At 47.2% G+C, this 14,767-nt stretch carries 16 protein-coding genes; 9 read left to right on the top strand and 7 right to left on the bottom strand.

Annotated elements, in window-relative coordinates; translation table 11 throughout:
* The first annotated feature begins 13 nt into the window (after window positions 1-13).
* Complete coding sequence (locus tag HPY27_RS21270) at window positions 14-1,450, top strand: serine hydrolase domain-containing protein (protein WP_174225887.1); 1,437 nt, start codon at window positions 14-16, stop codon at window positions 1,448-1,450.
* A 70-nt stretch (window positions 1,451-1,520) separates the two neighbouring features.
* On the opposite strand, the gene HPY27_RS21265 is transcribed toward HPY27_RS21270, so the two are convergent.
* The gene (locus tag HPY27_RS21265; protein WP_173623667.1) at window positions 1,521-2,840 is read right to left on the bottom strand and encodes an MFS transporter; all 1,320 of its coding nucleotides are present in this window, start codon (window positions 2,838-2,840) and stop codon (window positions 1,521-1,523) included.
* The gene (locus HPY27_RS21260; protein ID WP_173623666.1) at window positions 2,812-3,546 is read right to left on the bottom strand and encodes a winged helix-turn-helix domain-containing protein; all 735 of its coding nucleotides are present in this window, start codon (window positions 3,544-3,546) and stop codon (window positions 2,812-2,814) included. Before HPY27_RS21260 ends, HPY27_RS21265 begins: the two co-directional genes overlap by 29 nt.
* Before the next feature lie 164 nt (window positions 3,547-3,710).
* On the opposite strand from HPY27_RS21260, the gene HPY27_RS21255 reads away from it, so the two are divergent.
* The gene (locus HPY27_RS21255) at window positions 3,711-4,931 is read left to right on the top strand and encodes an MFS transporter (RefSeq protein WP_174225886.1); all 1,221 of its coding nucleotides are present in this window, start codon (window positions 3,711-3,713) and stop codon (window positions 4,929-4,931) included.
* Between the two features lie 135 nt (window positions 4,932-5,066).
* Window positions 5,067-6,323 (top strand): MFS transporter, encoded by a 1,257-nt coding sequence (locus HPY27_RS21250; protein ID WP_174225885.1) that lies wholly within the window; start codon window positions 5,067-5,069, stop codon window positions 6,321-6,323.
* Here the strand turns inward: HPY27_RS21250 and HPY27_RS21245 are convergent.
* On the bottom strand, window positions 6,300-7,130 hold the full coding sequence (locus HPY27_RS21245; protein ID WP_174225884.1) for an SDR family NAD(P)-dependent oxidoreductase: 831 nt from the start codon (window positions 7,128-7,130) through the stop codon (window positions 6,300-6,302). The two genes, HPY27_RS21250 and HPY27_RS21245, sit on opposite strands and share 24 nt — an antisense overlap.
* A 52-nt stretch (window positions 7,131-7,182) precedes the next feature.
* Here HPY27_RS21245 and HPY27_RS21240 point away from each other — a divergent pair, with 52 nt between their 5' ends.
* The gene (locus HPY27_RS21240) at window positions 7,183-7,407 is read left to right on the top strand and encodes a DUF1540 domain-containing protein (protein ID WP_173623662.1); all 225 of its coding nucleotides are present in this window, start codon (window positions 7,183-7,185) and stop codon (window positions 7,405-7,407) included.
* A gap of 61 nt (window positions 7,408-7,468) precedes the next feature.
* Here HPY27_RS21240 and HPY27_RS21235 read toward each other — a convergent pair whose 3' ends face one another.
* Complete coding sequence (locus HPY27_RS21235; protein ID WP_069847542.1) at window positions 7,469-8,059, bottom strand: 5' nucleotidase, NT5C type; 591 nt, start codon at window positions 8,057-8,059, stop codon at window positions 7,469-7,471.
* Window positions 8,060-8,156: 97 nt separating this feature from the next.
* Between HPY27_RS21235 and HPY27_RS21230 the strand changes: the two genes are divergently transcribed.
* Window positions 8,157-8,738 carry a DUF1700 domain-containing protein gene (locus HPY27_RS21230; RefSeq protein WP_017250405.1) on the top strand — a complete coding sequence of 194 codons (582 nt, stop codon included), beginning with the start codon at window positions 8,157-8,159 and terminating at the stop codon, window positions 8,736-8,738.
* A gap of 64 nt (window positions 8,739-8,802) precedes the next feature.
* On the opposite strand, the gene HPY27_RS21225 is transcribed toward HPY27_RS21230, so the two are convergent.
* Window positions 8,803-9,333 (bottom strand): DUF84 family protein, encoded by a 531-nt coding sequence (locus HPY27_RS21225; protein WP_017250404.1) that lies wholly within the window; start codon window positions 9,331-9,333, stop codon window positions 8,803-8,805.
* Between the two features lie 141 nt (window positions 9,334-9,474).
* On the opposite strand from HPY27_RS21225, the gene dapF reads away from it, so the two are divergent.
* The gene (gene dapF / locus HPY27_RS21220; RefSeq protein WP_174225883.1) at window positions 9,475-10,335 is read left to right on the top strand and encodes a diaminopimelate epimerase; all 861 of its coding nucleotides are present in this window, start codon (window positions 9,475-9,477) and stop codon (window positions 10,333-10,335) included.
* Between the two features lie 113 nt (window positions 10,336-10,448).
* On the opposite strand, the gene HPY27_RS21215 is transcribed toward dapF, so the two are convergent.
* Window positions 10,449-10,595: a hypothetical protein gene (locus tag HPY27_RS21215; protein WP_017250402.1), complete on the bottom strand. Its 147-nt coding sequence runs from the start codon at window positions 10,593-10,595 to the stop codon at window positions 10,449-10,451.
* 276 nt (window positions 10,596-10,871) lie between these two features.
* On the opposite strand from HPY27_RS21215, the gene HPY27_RS21210 reads away from it, so the two are divergent.
* The 3 genes from HPY27_RS21210 to HPY27_RS21200 are packed head-to-tail and all read left to right on the top strand — an operon-like array spanning window position 10,872 to window position 14,085.
* Window positions 10,872-12,041: a cysteine desulfurase family protein gene (locus HPY27_RS21210; protein WP_174225882.1), complete on the top strand. Its 1,170-nt coding sequence runs from the start codon at window positions 10,872-10,874 to the stop codon at window positions 12,039-12,041.
* A 25-nt stretch (window positions 12,042-12,066) separates the two neighbouring features.
* The gene (gene thiI, locus HPY27_RS21205; RefSeq protein WP_017250400.1) at window positions 12,067-13,266 is read left to right on the top strand and encodes a tRNA uracil 4-sulfurtransferase ThiI; all 1,200 of its coding nucleotides are present in this window, start codon (window positions 12,067-12,069) and stop codon (window positions 13,264-13,266) included.
* A gap of 42 nt (window positions 13,267-13,308) precedes the next feature.
* On the top strand, window positions 13,309-14,085 hold the full coding sequence (locus tag HPY27_RS21200) for a fumarylacetoacetate hydrolase family protein (protein ID WP_174225881.1): 777 nt from the start codon (window positions 13,309-13,311) through the stop codon (window positions 14,083-14,085).
* Between the two features lie 68 nt (window positions 14,086-14,153).
* Here HPY27_RS21200 and HPY27_RS21195 read toward each other — a convergent pair whose 3' ends face one another.
* Window positions 14,154-14,435 carry a hypothetical protein gene (locus tag HPY27_RS21195; RefSeq protein WP_007720859.1) on the bottom strand — a complete coding sequence of 94 codons (282 nt, stop codon included), beginning with the start codon at window positions 14,433-14,435 and terminating at the stop codon, window positions 14,154-14,156.
* Between the last annotated feature and the right edge of the window lie 332 nt (window positions 14,436-14,767).

The following is a 14,767-nucleotide window of genomic DNA, read 5'->3' as shown; positions in this document are numbered from 1 at the left end:
GGGGAGAAGGAGCATGGCGGATTGGGTACAGTCGTTTGAGGAATACGCACAAAAGCTGCTTGCAGAGGCAAAAGTAATAGGAACAGCGGTCGGATTGGCAGAGCAAGGAGAGCTGAGGTATTTCCATGGCTTCGGTTTGGCAGACAACACAGAGGATGCAAAAGCATTAACGCCTGATACGGTGTTTGGCATTGGTTCTGCTACCAAGTCCTTTACATGTGTGGCCATTATGCAGCTTCAGGACACAGGAAAGCTATCCGTTCATGATCCGGTCATTAAGTATCTCCCAGAGCTACGCACACCTAATGAAGCTTATACTCGCGAGATGACCATCCATCATCTGATGACACATACGGCTGGATTCCCTCCTTTGGATACATTAGCTGGTGCGATGAAAAGAAGTATTCTGAAGGGTGGGGACGTTAAGTCCTCTAGCTCCGGTCTTGAGTTTGATCTCGATAAAGTGGAAGAGATCAATACAAAAGAAGAATTCATGGCCTACATCGGCAAGCTGGATTACGAGTTTTTAGGTGCGCCTGGAACGGAGTTTAGCTACTCCAACGACAGTTATGCCATGCTCGGTCTGATTATTGAACGAGTGAGCGGGATTTCTTACGAGCAGTTTGTGCATGACCATATTTTGGTGCCAGCCGGGATGAAGAACAGTGCCTTTCTCGTCGAAGATTTGCCAGAGGGAGCAGAGGTAGCTACCTTGTTTACCCGAAAAAGTCCAAAGGATGGCGGTGAGGTATTTCGTTCACCCTCGTGGTGGGATTCACCATCGATGCGCTCCGCTGGTTTTCTGAAATCGACGATTCACGATCTATTGTGCTATACCGAAATATTCAGAACGGGTGGATTGGTAGGAGAGAATCGCTTGCTCTCACCGGAGAGTGTGCAGGCCATGATAGCGCCTCATTTCTCGATTTCTCCGTTTCAAGCATATGGCTATGGATTGTTTATAGCCAATTGTCATGATGGAACACTCATTGAGCACGGTGGAGCGATCAAGGGAGTTGCGGCACAAATTTTTGTTTTCCCGGAGCGGGGCCTGACAGGAGCCATATTGATGAACACAGATGGCGGGCCAATGGCAGATGTGATGCACGGTATTTTGAATGCGACCAACGGACGTTCTACGGATACGGTACCGTTCCCATATCCGGATTATGAGCTGGCTGTCGAAGCACTCCCTGCATTTACAGGCGAGTATCGCTCTTCCGAAGGGGCGATCGTATCAGTTGAAATCGAAGAAAATGAGCTGGTAGCAAAAAGTAACGGAACGAACATTCCGCTACGATCAGTGGGAGAAGACAGCTTCGTCATGAAACGTGGAGAAACCGACATGTTTATCCGCTTTGTACGAGATGAGGCCGGAGTAGTCACACGGATGGGCTTTGGTGGTCGTCAGCTGGTAAAGGTCTTTGCTGAAAAAGAACAAACTGTTTAAATAGCAAAACGCGTACCTGCAAGAGCTCATGCTTGCGAGGTGCGCGTTCTTTCTATTTATAATAGAGGCGTTACGAAGAAAGGGTGGCAGGAAACTGCTGCTCCTCTACCATAGGTCGTTTCCAGTTCGGATGCTGCTCCATTTGCCGGAACGAGCGGAAAAAGAACAGGCTAAGGCTGATACTTGCAAATATGATACCGCCAAAGAATAATAGAAGCCCCGGTGTTGCGATGTTTTTGGCGAGAAGAAAGGAGCACAGTGCATAGCTGACTGGCCCAAAGCCGACGGACATCAAGGAAAGCAATGACATGACACGACCGAGCATGTTGGCAGGGACGATACTTTGAATGTAGGTGATAAACGGAATATTCGTCATACTGAGTGCCATTCCGATGAGAAAATGAGAGACAAGTCCAAAGGAAAGCTCCTCAATGAAATAATACGAGCTGATTCCAACTCCCATACAACCGAGAATGACAGGTAGTAACATAAATTTTCCACGGAATCCTTTAAACAATCCAGTCAAAATACCGCCGACAATCATGCCCACTCCAACTGAGGTACTGAGTGAACTAAAAGCACTCCCGTCCCATCCGAGGTTATTTACATGAATGGGAATGATCATGTTAACTGGGCCGGAGAACATCATGTTGGTAAACAGTGATGTTGTTAAAATAAGTGCGAGGATCGGGATTGAATACGTAAAACGAATGCCCCCCACGATATCTTTGAAATATGAGCTTGCTCGTGATTCTGTTGTAGACGCTGAAGTCGTATCTTTGGTGTATGAGTGTGAATGGAGAGAGAGTACAAAGAGTGTTCCTACGAAGAAGGTGCATGCCAAGATCATAAACATGATCGGATAACTAACGGTTCCAATTAATAAGGCAGTAACTACCGGTCCGGCAACCATGCTAATCTGATGGCATAGTTCCATTAAGCTGTTAGCTGGCGCAAGTTGTTCTCGAGAGACAAGAGAGGGCAGAATCGAGCTGCGTGCTGGCCAAAAAAATGCATCGACTGTTCCGAATAAAGCTGCCATGACGTACAGGCTTACTGGGAACCAGGCGCCATTTCCTTGAAGCATAAGCAAACTGAAGCAGGCTAAAATAATGCCCCTAACCAGAAGGGAGGAAAACATAATCCATTTTCGATTCAAACGATCAGCAGCCACCCCGCCCGCCAGCATAAAGAGGAGACGGGGGATGGACAGACAAATCAAAGTCGTGCCGAGGATTGCTCCTGAGCCTAAGCCATTCACGATATACCAGTTGAGCAGGATGAAGAAAGCCCCGTCAGCCATTGCCGAAAATAAAGTGCCGCACCATAACCGGACAAACGATCCATTTTTCCACAGGGAATTATTTGTCGCCAGAGTGCTCATCTCCATTTTCCTCCTTCTTTTTCTTCACGACAATCTTGCTGGTGTAATGCTTGAATTCAGACTGTTGGTGCTCATAGTTATCTGGCAAGGATTCGTCTTCTGCGACGTAGTAACGTTCATTCGTCATGAATCCGACGGTGACCATGTAAAAGTTTTCAACCGTATCCTCCGCTTCTCCAGTAGCAATCCTCCCTAAGTAGCGATCTTCCATTTCGGATAGCTCCTCAAGTAAAGCCTGATATTTTTTGAGCCAAGCAAATATTTCTTTTCGAGGTGCTCTCACTTCGGAGCTAGCTGCAATAGCAGGAGGACGATCCTCTTGATCCGAAAAGAGCATGAATGACTCGTCTGGTGCGTTATACAGGCGATTAATACCGGAGCGCAGGTGATTTATCATCGTTTCCTGCAACAGGATACTGTCTTCGCGCAGGGAGGGCAGCAAATCATCACTAACCTTGAAGTCGTAAGCAACAGCCCGATAAAACTTTTGTACGATCCCGTTCTTTTCTTCCGTACGCACGACTTCAACGAAGCCGTGGCTTTCCAATTCCTTCAAGTGATAATGCACTTTAGAGGGAGAAAGGGAGAGCAGGGTCGCGAGCTGCTTGCCTGTGTATTCCTCCTTGACCAGCATCGTGATGATCTGTAGGCGCAAGGAATCGCTGACAGCTTTTAATTGATCCAAAGTTTCCACAACTACGTATCGTTTCAAGTCGATCAACCTCGTTTCGTTGAACGTGAACGTTTTCTTATTTTTAGACGTTCAGTTTTATTTGAACGTATTGTAACAACAAAACGATCTGTTTCGCAAGATCAATTTGCGCTTATTTTTTGACAAGTGCTACAATATTGAAAACGGTGAGAGGGTGCATTCCTGTGGCGATCTTGCAACATCCCGTCTTTCGTCGTTTGTATACGGCCCACATTGTACACATCATCGGAAATGAATTTACATTTATTGCGGTCGTTGGACTTTTACATGATTTAAGTGGATCGGGTCTTTCTTTTGCGGCAGGTACTGTGTTTCGCATGATCCCTTATGTGTTTGCCAGCTTTTTCGCAGGGACGCTTGTAGAGAATTGGGATAAACGGCGGATCATGATTGTTGTCAATATGCTTCGCGGCATTCTCGTCAGTTTGTTTTTCTTCATCACATCCGCGGCCTACTTATGGGTGGCTTTTTTGTTATTGATTCTGGTCAATATTTGCAGTGCTTTTTTTCAACCAGCCATGCAAGTCGCGATCGTACAATCCGTGGAGGAAAAGGATAGGCTGGCTGCGAATTCCCTTTTGCAGGGGACGACTTCGTTTCTCATTATTGTTTGTCAGGGTGTGGCAGCAGTTCTGGTTTACTTGTTCTCCTACCGTTACAACTTTTTGCTCGATGCCGCCTGTTATTTGTTGTCGCTGTTTATCTTGCTTCCGCTCCCGCATATCGCTAACCATGTTGTATCGAAAGCGGCTGTACCTTTTATGGAAAGGCTAAAAGAGGGCTTCCGTTATATCGGCAAACATCGGGAAATTGGCAGTGTGATCGGCTATCAGATGGCGGAACGAGTATGTGGCGCCTATTACATTATGCTGATGTACTATGTTCTTACGGAGCGGGGAGAGGGCTTGTATGTATTCGGACTCTTAGATATTCCGCTGGGAATCGGGGGTGTGATCGCTGGGATTGCCGTGAACAAGCTGTCTGACAGCCTGAGTGAAAAGGGAACGTGGCGTGTCCAAGGCTGGGCACTCGTTGCGATGGGCTGCTCGATTATCGCTGTGTTTCATACGAAACCACTACTTGGGCTGGCCATTGCCATCCTCTTTGCATCAACGGCTCAGTTTGGCTCGTCGATATTGTCTGTAACGAAGCTTCAGCGACTGTCTGATCCTGCTTATTTGGCTCGCGTATTTTCCATTCGGGAAATGGCGACCATGGGAAGCTTTTCTGCGAGCTGCTTGATTCTCGGATTCAGTGCGGAGCAGGTCGGGAGTGCCGCTGTCTCCGTGTGGCTTGGTTTCTTTGGGGTAGCAGCAGGACTTCTGTGGCTTTGGAGCCGTCGTAAATTGCAAAAGTTCGCAGACGTACAGTTAGACTTAGGATAGATTCCTCTGCTTATTTGGAGCAGAGGCTCTTTTTTCATACAAAATGAAACTTTTAGATTTAATAAATATAATTATTGAAAAAGTATGAAACCAATTATACAATGAATGGAAAAAAGAGAAAAAGGAAGATGCAGCATGAAGGAATTATGGCGGCAGCGTTCATTTCGCTGGTACTGGCTGGGGATGTTTTTATCTGGTTTGGGGGATCAGTTTGGCTGGATGGGCTTGACGTGGTTTGTCATGAATAAAACAGGCTCACCTGCTGCGATGGGTGGAGTTGTTCTTGCGTATATGCTCCCTGCTGTTTTTGCTGGTTTAGTGGCGGGAGTTTTGCTGGATCGGTTTGATCGACGCAAGCTCATCATGATGGACAATGTGGCGCGAGGACTCATTTTTATAGCATTGGTCGCATTATTGCAGATCGAACAAGTTCCGCTTTTTGTGATATACGTACTGATTGTGATTGCAGGAATCCTTTCTCCGCTGAGCACAGCTGGGGCGCAGACTTTGTTGCCGAGAATCGTTTCGGACAAAAATCAATTGGTCAAAGCAAATGGCGTGATGGAAACACAATGGCAAATTGTTTATATGTTTGGACCGGCACTCGCGGGTGTTTTAATCGGGTTGATTGGTGAAGCTTATGTTCTGTTGATCGATGCGGCCAGCTTTTTTGTATGTGCCTTCTGCTTCTCCCGGTTGCCGCGTGAGCTTACGAAAAGTGCGAATCCTACTGCGATTGTAAAAGGTCAAATGGGAGTATTCTTTCGTTCTCTCTTGAGTGACATGCGGACAGGGTATCGCTACATATTGGGACGCAAGCAATTGATTATTCTTATCTTTTTTACATTTTTATTTAACATGTCGTACGGTCCGATTGAAATTGCACTCCCCCTGTATGCGAATCAGGATTTGGCAGGAGGAGCTGTTGCATTAGGGATGCTGTGGTCTTCTTTGGCAGTCGGGGCATTACTAGGCTCTCTCTTTTTCTCAACGATTACGTGGAAACTTCCGTTGGGTTCGACACTGGCAGGGATTATCGTGGCGTGGGGATTGACCACATTGCCGATCGCATTATTCTCAAGGTTGGAGATCGCGATGGCTTCGATGGTTGTGGCGGGCTTTTGCTTTGCTCCTTATAACATCATGTACAGAAGCTATCTGCAAAAACAGGTGCCTGATGCTCTCTTGGGGCGGGTATTGACCAGTGTTCGTACGATTACGGGGACAGGAATGCCAGCAGGAGCGGCTGTCTCTGGCTTCCTCATACCCTTTTTGGGCGTTCAAGGGATCATTGGAGCCGGAGCAGCCGTATGTATCATTTTCGGTCTCCTTGCATTCGGGGCATTGAAAAACTTGGAGGATTCCTCCTCACTTCCGATTGAGGAGAGGTGAGACGAGATGTTTTAGCCACTGAGGCAATAGGAAGTAGATGCGGGAGAGCGCATGCAGACGAAATGGCATGGCAACCTCCGGACGCTTTGCTTCCGCTGCTCGATAAATGGCCCTTGCCGTTTGTTCCGGTGTCAATAAATACCGACTCACTTTGCTGCGATAGCTACCCGTTTTGTCTGCTTTATCCAAAAAGGGCGTGTCGATCGGCCCTGGCATCGCACACGTCACAGCAATTCCAGTGCCTTGCAGTTCGTGGCGCAATCCTTCACTAAAGCGGATAACAGCTGCTTTGCTGGCTGCATACACCGCAGCTTTGGCAGTTGCGACCTGTCCGGCAAGTGAGGCAACTGTGATAATATGACCTTGCTTTTGTTGAAGCATCATCGGCAAAAAGGCGCGGGTTGTGTAGAGAACACCGGAAATATTCGTCCGCAATGTTTCTTCCAGCTCTTCTACGCGCATGTCGATCAGCGGTTCAAAGACAGCCATCCCGGCATTGTTGTAAAGAAAATCGCAACGCTCGAAACGGATGTTCACCCATGCAGCGAACTGCCGAATGTCTTCGTTGTTGCTGACGTCTAACGGGTAATGATGGAGATGATTCGGATAAGCGTTTTGTAACAAAACGAGTTCCTCGTTGATAGCTCTGCGACTCGTGGCAATGACACAATCACCTTTTTCTAAATGAAGTCGAGTCAAAGCTAGACCAAGGCCACCAGAAGCCCCGGTGATGACGACAATACGGGGAGTCGACATGTCATCCACTTCTTTCTTGTGTAGAGTTTTGATTTCCACTGTAAATGGCAAAGTATAAGCCCCCTAGTTGATGTGAAGGCTAGCCTCTAGGGGGTGAATGCACATGCCAGCAGTAAAATGTTCTGTAGCAAACTGTGAGTACTGGGCGCAGGGCAATCTTTGCAGCGCCGAAGAAATCATGGTAGAGATTGACGCACACGCTACCGTAAACCTGAAAGAAGAATTCGCAGGCGAGTACGGTCAAAACACCCAGCATCAGGATCAGGCAAAGACATCGTCTGAGACCTGTTGTCTGACGTTCAAGCCGAAGACATCAGCGAAGAAATAACGCTATCTCGGCGCAAAAAGGACGTATCCCAAAACGGTGATACGTCTTTTTTCTATTCAACCTATACGCTTGTCCTAGCTGGAAAAAGCTCGTTGACTTTTTGGGCAACCTCTTCCCAAGAAGTGACTCGATGGACGAGTGGAGGTAGGGACGCTTGATTATACGGAGTGTCAAACAAGAACACGGGAATTTGCAGCGCCTCTGACAATTGCAAAGCGTTCTCCAGACGATCCTCCAAAAAGAGGTCCACGCCCCATTTGCGGGCAGCTGACAGCTTGTCGTGGCTCCCAATCAAATCCACTTCATGGTGAGGGATATTGTAGCGAGCAAACCATTGTAAGGTCACATCGCGATGACGATCCTCTCGAGCACTTATATATACCAGCTTGTGGGAGGTAAACCAATCGCGCAAAACCTGATCGGCAATTCCGTGAACAGGCGCACCATCATAAAGGCGTTCCCCGTTTTGATCCAGCCACATTTCAAACTCTGCGTCTGTGATTTGATACACGTTGGCTAAATTGTACTCCACACAGTCTTCATATCGTAAATCTCTTCCAAAGCTCTCATTCATCAACGGAACAATACTGCTAGGTGATGTGACTGTGCCGTCAATATCAATGCCAATCGTTAGGATTTTGTCTGGTTTCATTCTCTCGCCTCCCGTTTAAATTGTACAACGTAGGCAGACAATAAGGCTACTTCCTTCACTTAAATAATCCTTTACCAAAAAAGGGGCTGAGCATGCTATGTTGGATCGACACGAACGTAATGATGCGAAGCGGAAGGAAGATACCGGTTTTTCCGAGACGGTTGATCAGCACGACAGGGAGTTTGCAGCGAATACTTGGACACAGGCCGTTTTTGACGAAGAGGAAGAGCGGTCGAGGCGCAGGGTTCACTATGACCCCCACTCCTTTACAGAGCGCTATACAGGCGAGCTGGATGAGGAGCGTAACGACTTTTCGGAGCGTTTGGATGGCGTTGTCCTGACAAAAGAGGACCGTTCACGGGTCGCCAAAGTCAGAGATGACGACATCGAGGCAGCGGCGGAGATCGCCGAGCCGTTTCCGACCAGTCGTGCTGCCAGTGAGATCGACACAGACGAGGACAGCCGGGAAAATGGGGCCACCGGTATTGGAATGACTGGCTTGGGCTTATCGATCCTGTCCCTGTTTCTCATGCCGTACTTGGTGGCTCCAATTGGTATGGTGCTTGGCTATCTGGCGTATCGACGCAACTCGAAGACGCTGGGAGCCTGGGCGATGATCATAGGTGCTATTGCCATTTTGGGCGCATTAGTCATCTACCCGTACTATACGGCTCGCTAAAAGTATCAAACCGCAAAACCTCTCCGGTTCATTCAGCCGGAGAGGTTTTTGTGTTGCCCCACTGCTATTTGTACAAGGAGGAGACGAAAGGTGTAATCGCTGCGATAACGGCGTCACAAAATACATCAGAACGACTTACGCGATTATCCGTTAAAAGGGAATAGGCGCCGCCACGGTGATTACTGCCGACGGTTTTCCCCCATTCATCTATGATGGTACTTAGCTCAATTTGCTCCTGCTGGATTCGGTGGACAGCTTGATTTGGGATAGGAAAAGCCAATCCCTTTCCAATAAAGAGCTCACTTCCATTCCAGGCTGCGCAGATGGAAATCAAATACCACTGTTTGGTAAACGGCTCATCGTACATAAGTCCGCCTTCCAGACCTAGCCCAATCTCTGCTTCTGGGGTTTGACTATGTGCAGCTTTTGCTCGATTGATCGCTCCAGTAATCGTCTCTTCTTCACTCATCGGCTGAGCCGCTACGCCAGAGGGGACAGATAAGCAGAAAGGTTCCGTTCCAGTTGCTTTTTGTACAGCGAGACGTTTTGCTTCATTTTTCGTTCCGAGTGCATAACGGAAAATATGATAATCCAACGGCTTGTTCCACCTCTTTCCATCATCGATGCTAGTGGTAGTATACCACCTTTTGATTCGTCCGCGATTCCTCAGGTTGTGATAAGATAATGCATAGAGAAAAGTCAGACCTAGCATCCGAAAGAGAAAGAGGAGTGGACGATGAAATTTACAAAGCTGCATGGCTTGGGTAATGATTACGTTTACGTCAACTGTTTTGAGGAAGACTTGTCAGGTGTAGATTTACCCGAACTGGCAAGAAGGGTGAGCGATCGGAATTTTGGCATTGGTGGCGATGGACTGATCCTCATTATGCCATCTGAGCGAGCAGACTTTCGCATGCGGGTATTTAACAATGATGGCAGCGAAGCAAAAAATTGCGGAAACGGCTTGCGTTGTGTGAGTAAGTACGTTTACGATCATGCTTTGACTCAGCAAACAACGTTTACCGTGGAGACGTTGGGAGGGACCGTTACTCCTGTTGTATCGCTTGGAACAGACGGTAAGGTTGATCAAGTAACCATAGATATGGGAGAGCCTCATTTTGAGCGAGCAGCAATTCCGATGACAGGCATTCCTGAAGAGCAAGTGCGAGAAGAGGTAATCGAAGTCGGTGGAACTGCGTTTACGATGACGGCTGTTTCGATGGGCAATCCTCATGTCATCCTTTTCGTGGATGAAGTGAAGGAAGAAGATGTTCGTCACTACGGGCCAATGATCGAGTATCACGAATGGTTCCCTGAGCGAATTAATGTCGAATTTATCCAAATATTGAATCAAGAGGAAATTCTTTTCCGTGTATGGGAGAGGGGTTCGGGTGTAACGCTTGCCTGTGGGACAGGAGCTTGTGCTGCTGCAGTAGCTGCCCACTTGAGTGGAAAGACCGGTAGAAAAGTCACTGTTCATCTGGCAGGAGGCGATCTCTTTATTGAATGGAAGGAAGCGGATAACCGCGTCTATATGACGGGTCCGGCTACTGAAGTTTTTTCTGGTAAGTATTTGGGGGAGATCCCATTTAAATAACAGCAAGCCAAAACCGTTCCGTCGAAATCGACAGGAGCGGTTTTTTCACAAAAAATAGCGTGGTCACGGCGAATCCTTCATGCCGTCACCACGCTATCGAATTCGAATAAGTGTCACGCGTTGTACACCTCATTTAGGTATGCGACGTCCGTGCGATCGTACTGAGGAGTATTTTTGTTCATCTTCGCCAGTTCCGCTTGCAGTCTTTTCAATTCGGCTTCCATCTTCTTGATTTCTTCTTGCATAGCTTGTGCTGTCATGGTGGTTCTCTCCTTGTTGTCGTTTTTTATCTAAATTTATTGACTATTCTAACGAAAGGCTAAAACAATGTAAATAGCCTATATCTGGATGTAAGCGTTTTATTCGTGAATAGTCTGTGAACGCTTGTTCAGATTGTCTGATTTGGCCTTTTGAGAGCAACGAACTCGGGGAAAAATAAGGTCGAGAAGTGTAATACTTTATATGTTCTTTACGAAAAGTCATGTTATGATGAAGCGTAGTATTCGGGCATCTTGCCCTTAGGAAGGTGTGTACTGGTGATTTACTTGGACAACAGTGCGACTACCCGGCCTCATCCTCAAGTGATTGAAACCGTTAGACGCGCGATGGAAAGCTACTATGGAAACCCGTCTTCTTTGCATCAAAAAGGAGTAGAGGCGGAAAATGTACTGAAGCAGGCGCGAAAGGTTGCCGCTCAGTATTTGGGCTGTAAAGAAAGTGAAGTTATTTTTACTTCAGGTGGTACGGAAAGCAACAATACGGCGATCAAGGGTATAGCCTTTCAATATCAAAACAGAGGGAAACATATTATTACGACGCAGGTAGAGCATCCGGCTGTTTACGATGTTTGCAAACAGTTGGAAGGCCTAGGGTTTACTGTGACATATCTGCCGGTAGATCGTGAAGGTCGCGTATCGGTAGAAGCTGTTCAGAAAGCAATGCGTCCGGATACGATTCTCGTTTCGGTCATGCATGTGAACAACGAGCTGGGAACCATTCAACCGATCTTGGAAATCGGACAATGGTTGAAGCAATTCCCGAAAGTCTTGTTTCACGTCGATGCTGTCCAAGGAATTGGGAAAGTTCCTTTGCGCATCAAGGATTCAGGGATTGATCTGTTGAGCGTCTCTGCTCACAAGTTTTACGGACCCAGGGGAGTCGGCATTTTGTATAAACGGGAAGGCTTGATCATTCACCCGTTGATGATGGGTGGCGGCCAAGAAGGCGGAGTTCGCTCAGGTACGGAAAACCTCCCAGCCATCGCCGGTATGGCAAAAGCAATCCGGATTTTAGAAGAACTAGGCAGCGTGGAGATGATCAGGCTGCAACAATTGAATCAACAGCTTCGTCAAGGGATTGCAACGATTGAAGGTTGCATAGTGAATACCCCGGAAGCGAATACGGCTCCCCATATCATGAACTTGTCAGTACCAGGAGTAAAAGCGGAAGTCCTGTTGCATGCTTTGGAGGAAAAAGGCTTTCTGATATCCACCAAGTCTGCATGTTCATCCAAAGTCAATGAGCCAAGCAGAGTACTGACTGCGATTGGCATTGAGCGGGATTGCGCGTTGTCGTCTTTGCGGGTTAGTTTGGGCCGGGAAAATACAGCGGAGGACATTCAGCAGTTTTTGAAGGCGTTAGAGGAATGCGTCAGTGTGCTTCGTTCTTATATAAAACAACAACCTGCCCCCGCTCATAGAAAATAGTGTGGACAACTAAAAGGAGATAAATATGAACTACGATGTTATTTTAATTCGTTATGGTGAGTTGGCGCTTAAAGGAAAAAACCGCGATCAATTCGAAGAGGCACTTGTAAAAAGTGTGAGAAACGTACTGCGCTCGTTTTTTAAAGTAAAAGTTCGACGCAATTACGGTCGGATGTATGTGGAGCTGCATGGCGAGGACGCTTATGCGGTTATGGAGCGTTTGAAACGTGTATTTGGTATTTCTTCCTTTAGTCCGACGATCCAGGTAGATCCTGATATTGAAACGATCAAGGAAAAAGCGCTGGACTTGGTTCGTCAAATGGACCCACAACCGCGCACTTTCCGTGTGGTTTCTCGTCGTGCAGATAAACGCTATCCAATTCAATCGATGGAAGTGAACCGTATGGTGGCAACACACATCTTGCGTGCACTTCCAGCTATCAGTGTAGATTTGCATGAGCCGGATATGATTGTTAATGTAGAAATTCGCACGGAGGGTACTTACATTAGCTGTGAAACCATCCCGGGACCAGGTGGCTTGCCAGTTGGGGTGAGCGGAAAAGTACTACTGCTTCTATCTGGGGGTATCGACAGTCCTGTAGCTGGCTGGATGATGCTGAAGCGTGGTGTGACGCTTGAAGCGATTCACTTCCACAGCTACCCATTTACGAGCGAGCGTGCTTTGCAAAAAGTACGGGATCTAGCACATAAGCTGACCAAATGGGGAGGAACAGTCCGCCTCCATGTCGTACCGTTTACAGAGATTCAAACTGCCATTCGTGAAAAATGCCCAGAAGACTATTTGATCACCATCATGCGTCGGTTTATGATGCGCATTTCGGAGCGTGTAGCGGAAAATACCAATGCGAAGGCACTCGCAACAGGGGAAAGCCTCGGTCAAGTCGCATCGCAAACCTTGGAAAGCATGGATACGATCAACAAGGTGATTTCGATTCCAATACTGCGACCGCTCGTCGCCATGGACAAGGTAGACATTGTAGACCTTTCTCGCCAAATCGATACGTACGAGCTGTCTATTTTGCCGTATGAAGACTGCTGCACAGTGTTTACACCGAAAAATCCTGTCACGCGACCGAAGCCTCGCCTCGCTGCAAAATTTGAGGAAGCACTGGATGTAGAAGCGCTAGTGGAGGATGCTGTAGCGAGAACTGAAATAGAAGAGATTACAACGAAGCCAATAGAAACGACAACCGACCTGTTCTAAATACAAGTATAGAGAAAATCGCGACACGGGGGAGAAGGAACCATGATAATCCGTTATGAGCGCAATGGTAAGGTGAAGCATGGCTGGATGGTGGAAGAGGATCACAAAGTACGCGTGATTGAAGGGGACATTTACAAAATTCATACGGCAAAACCGATCATGACGGGCCTTGAGCTGCCTTTGGATGAGGTCACGTTGAAGGCGCCAAGTGATCCAAGCAAGGTCGTATGCATCGGATTGAATTACCGGGACCATGCGGCTGAGATGGGGATTGACCTGCCAAAAGAACCGTTGATGTTTTTGAAGCCGTCAACAACTGTCATTGGACCTGGTGAGCCCATCGTCTATCCAAAGCTGACGCAGAACCTTCATTATGAAGGCGAACTCGCCGTGGTGATTAAGAAAGAGGCCAAGAAGATCAAGGCTGCGGATGCAGACGATTATATCTTGGGATTCACTTGTGCGATTGATGTGACCGCGCGCGATCTGCAGATGAGCGATGGGCAATGGACACGGGCAAAAGGTTTTGATACATTTTGTCCGCTTGGACCTGCTATTGCGGCTAAACTGGATTATCATAACTTGCGTATCGTGACACGAGTAAACGGGGAAGTGCGTCAGAATGCTTGCACTGACCAATTGATTTTTTCGATTCCACAATTGATCGAGGCTGTATCTGCGGTCATGACGCTTCGTCCTGGCGATGTTATTTTAACCGGGACTCCATCTGGTGTAGGTAAGCTTGTTCCAGGTGACGAGATTTCGGTAACCATTGAAGGGATCGGAACCTTAACGACTCATGTAGTGGCCGAGGAGTAGCCATACATTCTTTGATAAGATGGACCAAGCCCCCTGCTTGTGTGAAGTGGGGGCTTGGCTTTTTTATTTTATTCTTCTTTGTTCGGATCATCATGAATGGGATGCGCAGATGGGTCTTGTCGCGGGAGGTCTTGATGCATCTGCCGTGTTTCGTAAGTGAACCGAGTGGTGGTGGAATGCTGTCCGGGCTCCCAGCCTGTTGCTTTCCCTAAGCGAGTTTCGTTGGTGGCAGCTCCAAATGGCCCCTCTGGGAATTCCTCCTGAAGGATTTCATTGCGCTGCGACTCTACAGTAGATAATTCACTGTAATTGTCGTTTTCGTATTCTTCATAGGTTGGTTTTGGATCCATAGTAACACCGCCGTTTATTTGTTGGGTACTTCACGGTTACGCAGCTTAAACGCCCAGCGGTTATAGTTTGAAATAAAAAGAGAATCACTATTCGTTTTTCCTATTGACTCCGCCATTCATTTCATTTATATTTAAATTCTGCTTGAAACAATCAATACACATAAAAAATCACTGATAAAAAAGTGAGAGAAACACTTGACTTATGCCTGGTGATTTTGTTATATTAGATCTTGTCGCTGCTGAACGAAGTGAAATGCTTGAAAAAACCTCTTGCAAAAACGGTTGCGACATGATAAGATAGAAAAGTCGCCTTCGGGCGAATGACACAAAAA

Source organism: Brevibacillus sp. HB1.1, assembly GCF_013332445.1.
GTDB classification, from domain to species: domain Bacteria; phylum Bacillota; class Bacilli; order Brevibacillales; family Brevibacillaceae; genus Brevibacillus; species Brevibacillus porteri.
Note: the sequence above shows the minus strand (reverse complement) of the source record. Positions and strands in the feature narration are given on the sequence as shown.

Coding starts and splice junctions, on each gene's coding strand:
- HPY27_RS21270 (WP_174225887.1), top strand. CDS start 14: ATGGCGGATTGGGTACAGTCGTTTGAGGAATACGCACAAAAGCTGCTT.
- HPY27_RS21265 (WP_173623667.1), bottom strand. CDS start 2,840: ATGGAGATGAGCACTCTGGCGACAAATAATTCCCTGTGGAAAAATGGA.
- HPY27_RS21250 (WP_174225885.1), top strand. CDS start 5,067: ATGAAGGAATTATGGCGGCAGCGTTCATTTCGCTGGTACTGGCTGGGG.
- HPY27_RS21240 (WP_173623662.1), top strand. CDS start 7,183: ATGCCAGCAGTAAAATGTTCTGTAGCAAACTGTGAGTACTGGGCGCAG.
- HPY27_RS21235 (WP_069847542.1), bottom strand. CDS start 8,059: ATGAAACCAGACAAAATCCTAACGATTGGCATTGATATTGACGGCACA.
- HPY27_RS21230 (WP_017250405.1), top strand. CDS start 8,157: ATGTTGGATCGACACGAACGTAATGATGCGAAGCGGAAGGAAGATACC.
- dapF (WP_174225883.1), top strand. CDS start 9,475: ATGAAATTTACAAAGCTGCATGGCTTGGGTAATGATTACGTTTACGTC.
- HPY27_RS21215 (WP_017250402.1), bottom strand. CDS start 10,595: ATGACAGCACAAGCTATGCAAGAAGAAATCAAGAAGATGGAAGCCGAA.
- thiI (WP_017250400.1), top strand. CDS start 12,067: ATGAACTACGATGTTATTTTAATTCGTTATGGTGAGTTGGCGCTTAAA.
- HPY27_RS21200 (WP_174225881.1), top strand. CDS start 13,309: ATGATAATCCGTTATGAGCGCAATGGTAAGGTGAAGCATGGCTGGATG.
- HPY27_RS21195 (WP_007720859.1), bottom strand. CDS start 14,435: ATGGATCCAAAACCAACCTATGAAGAATACGAAAACGACAATTACAGT.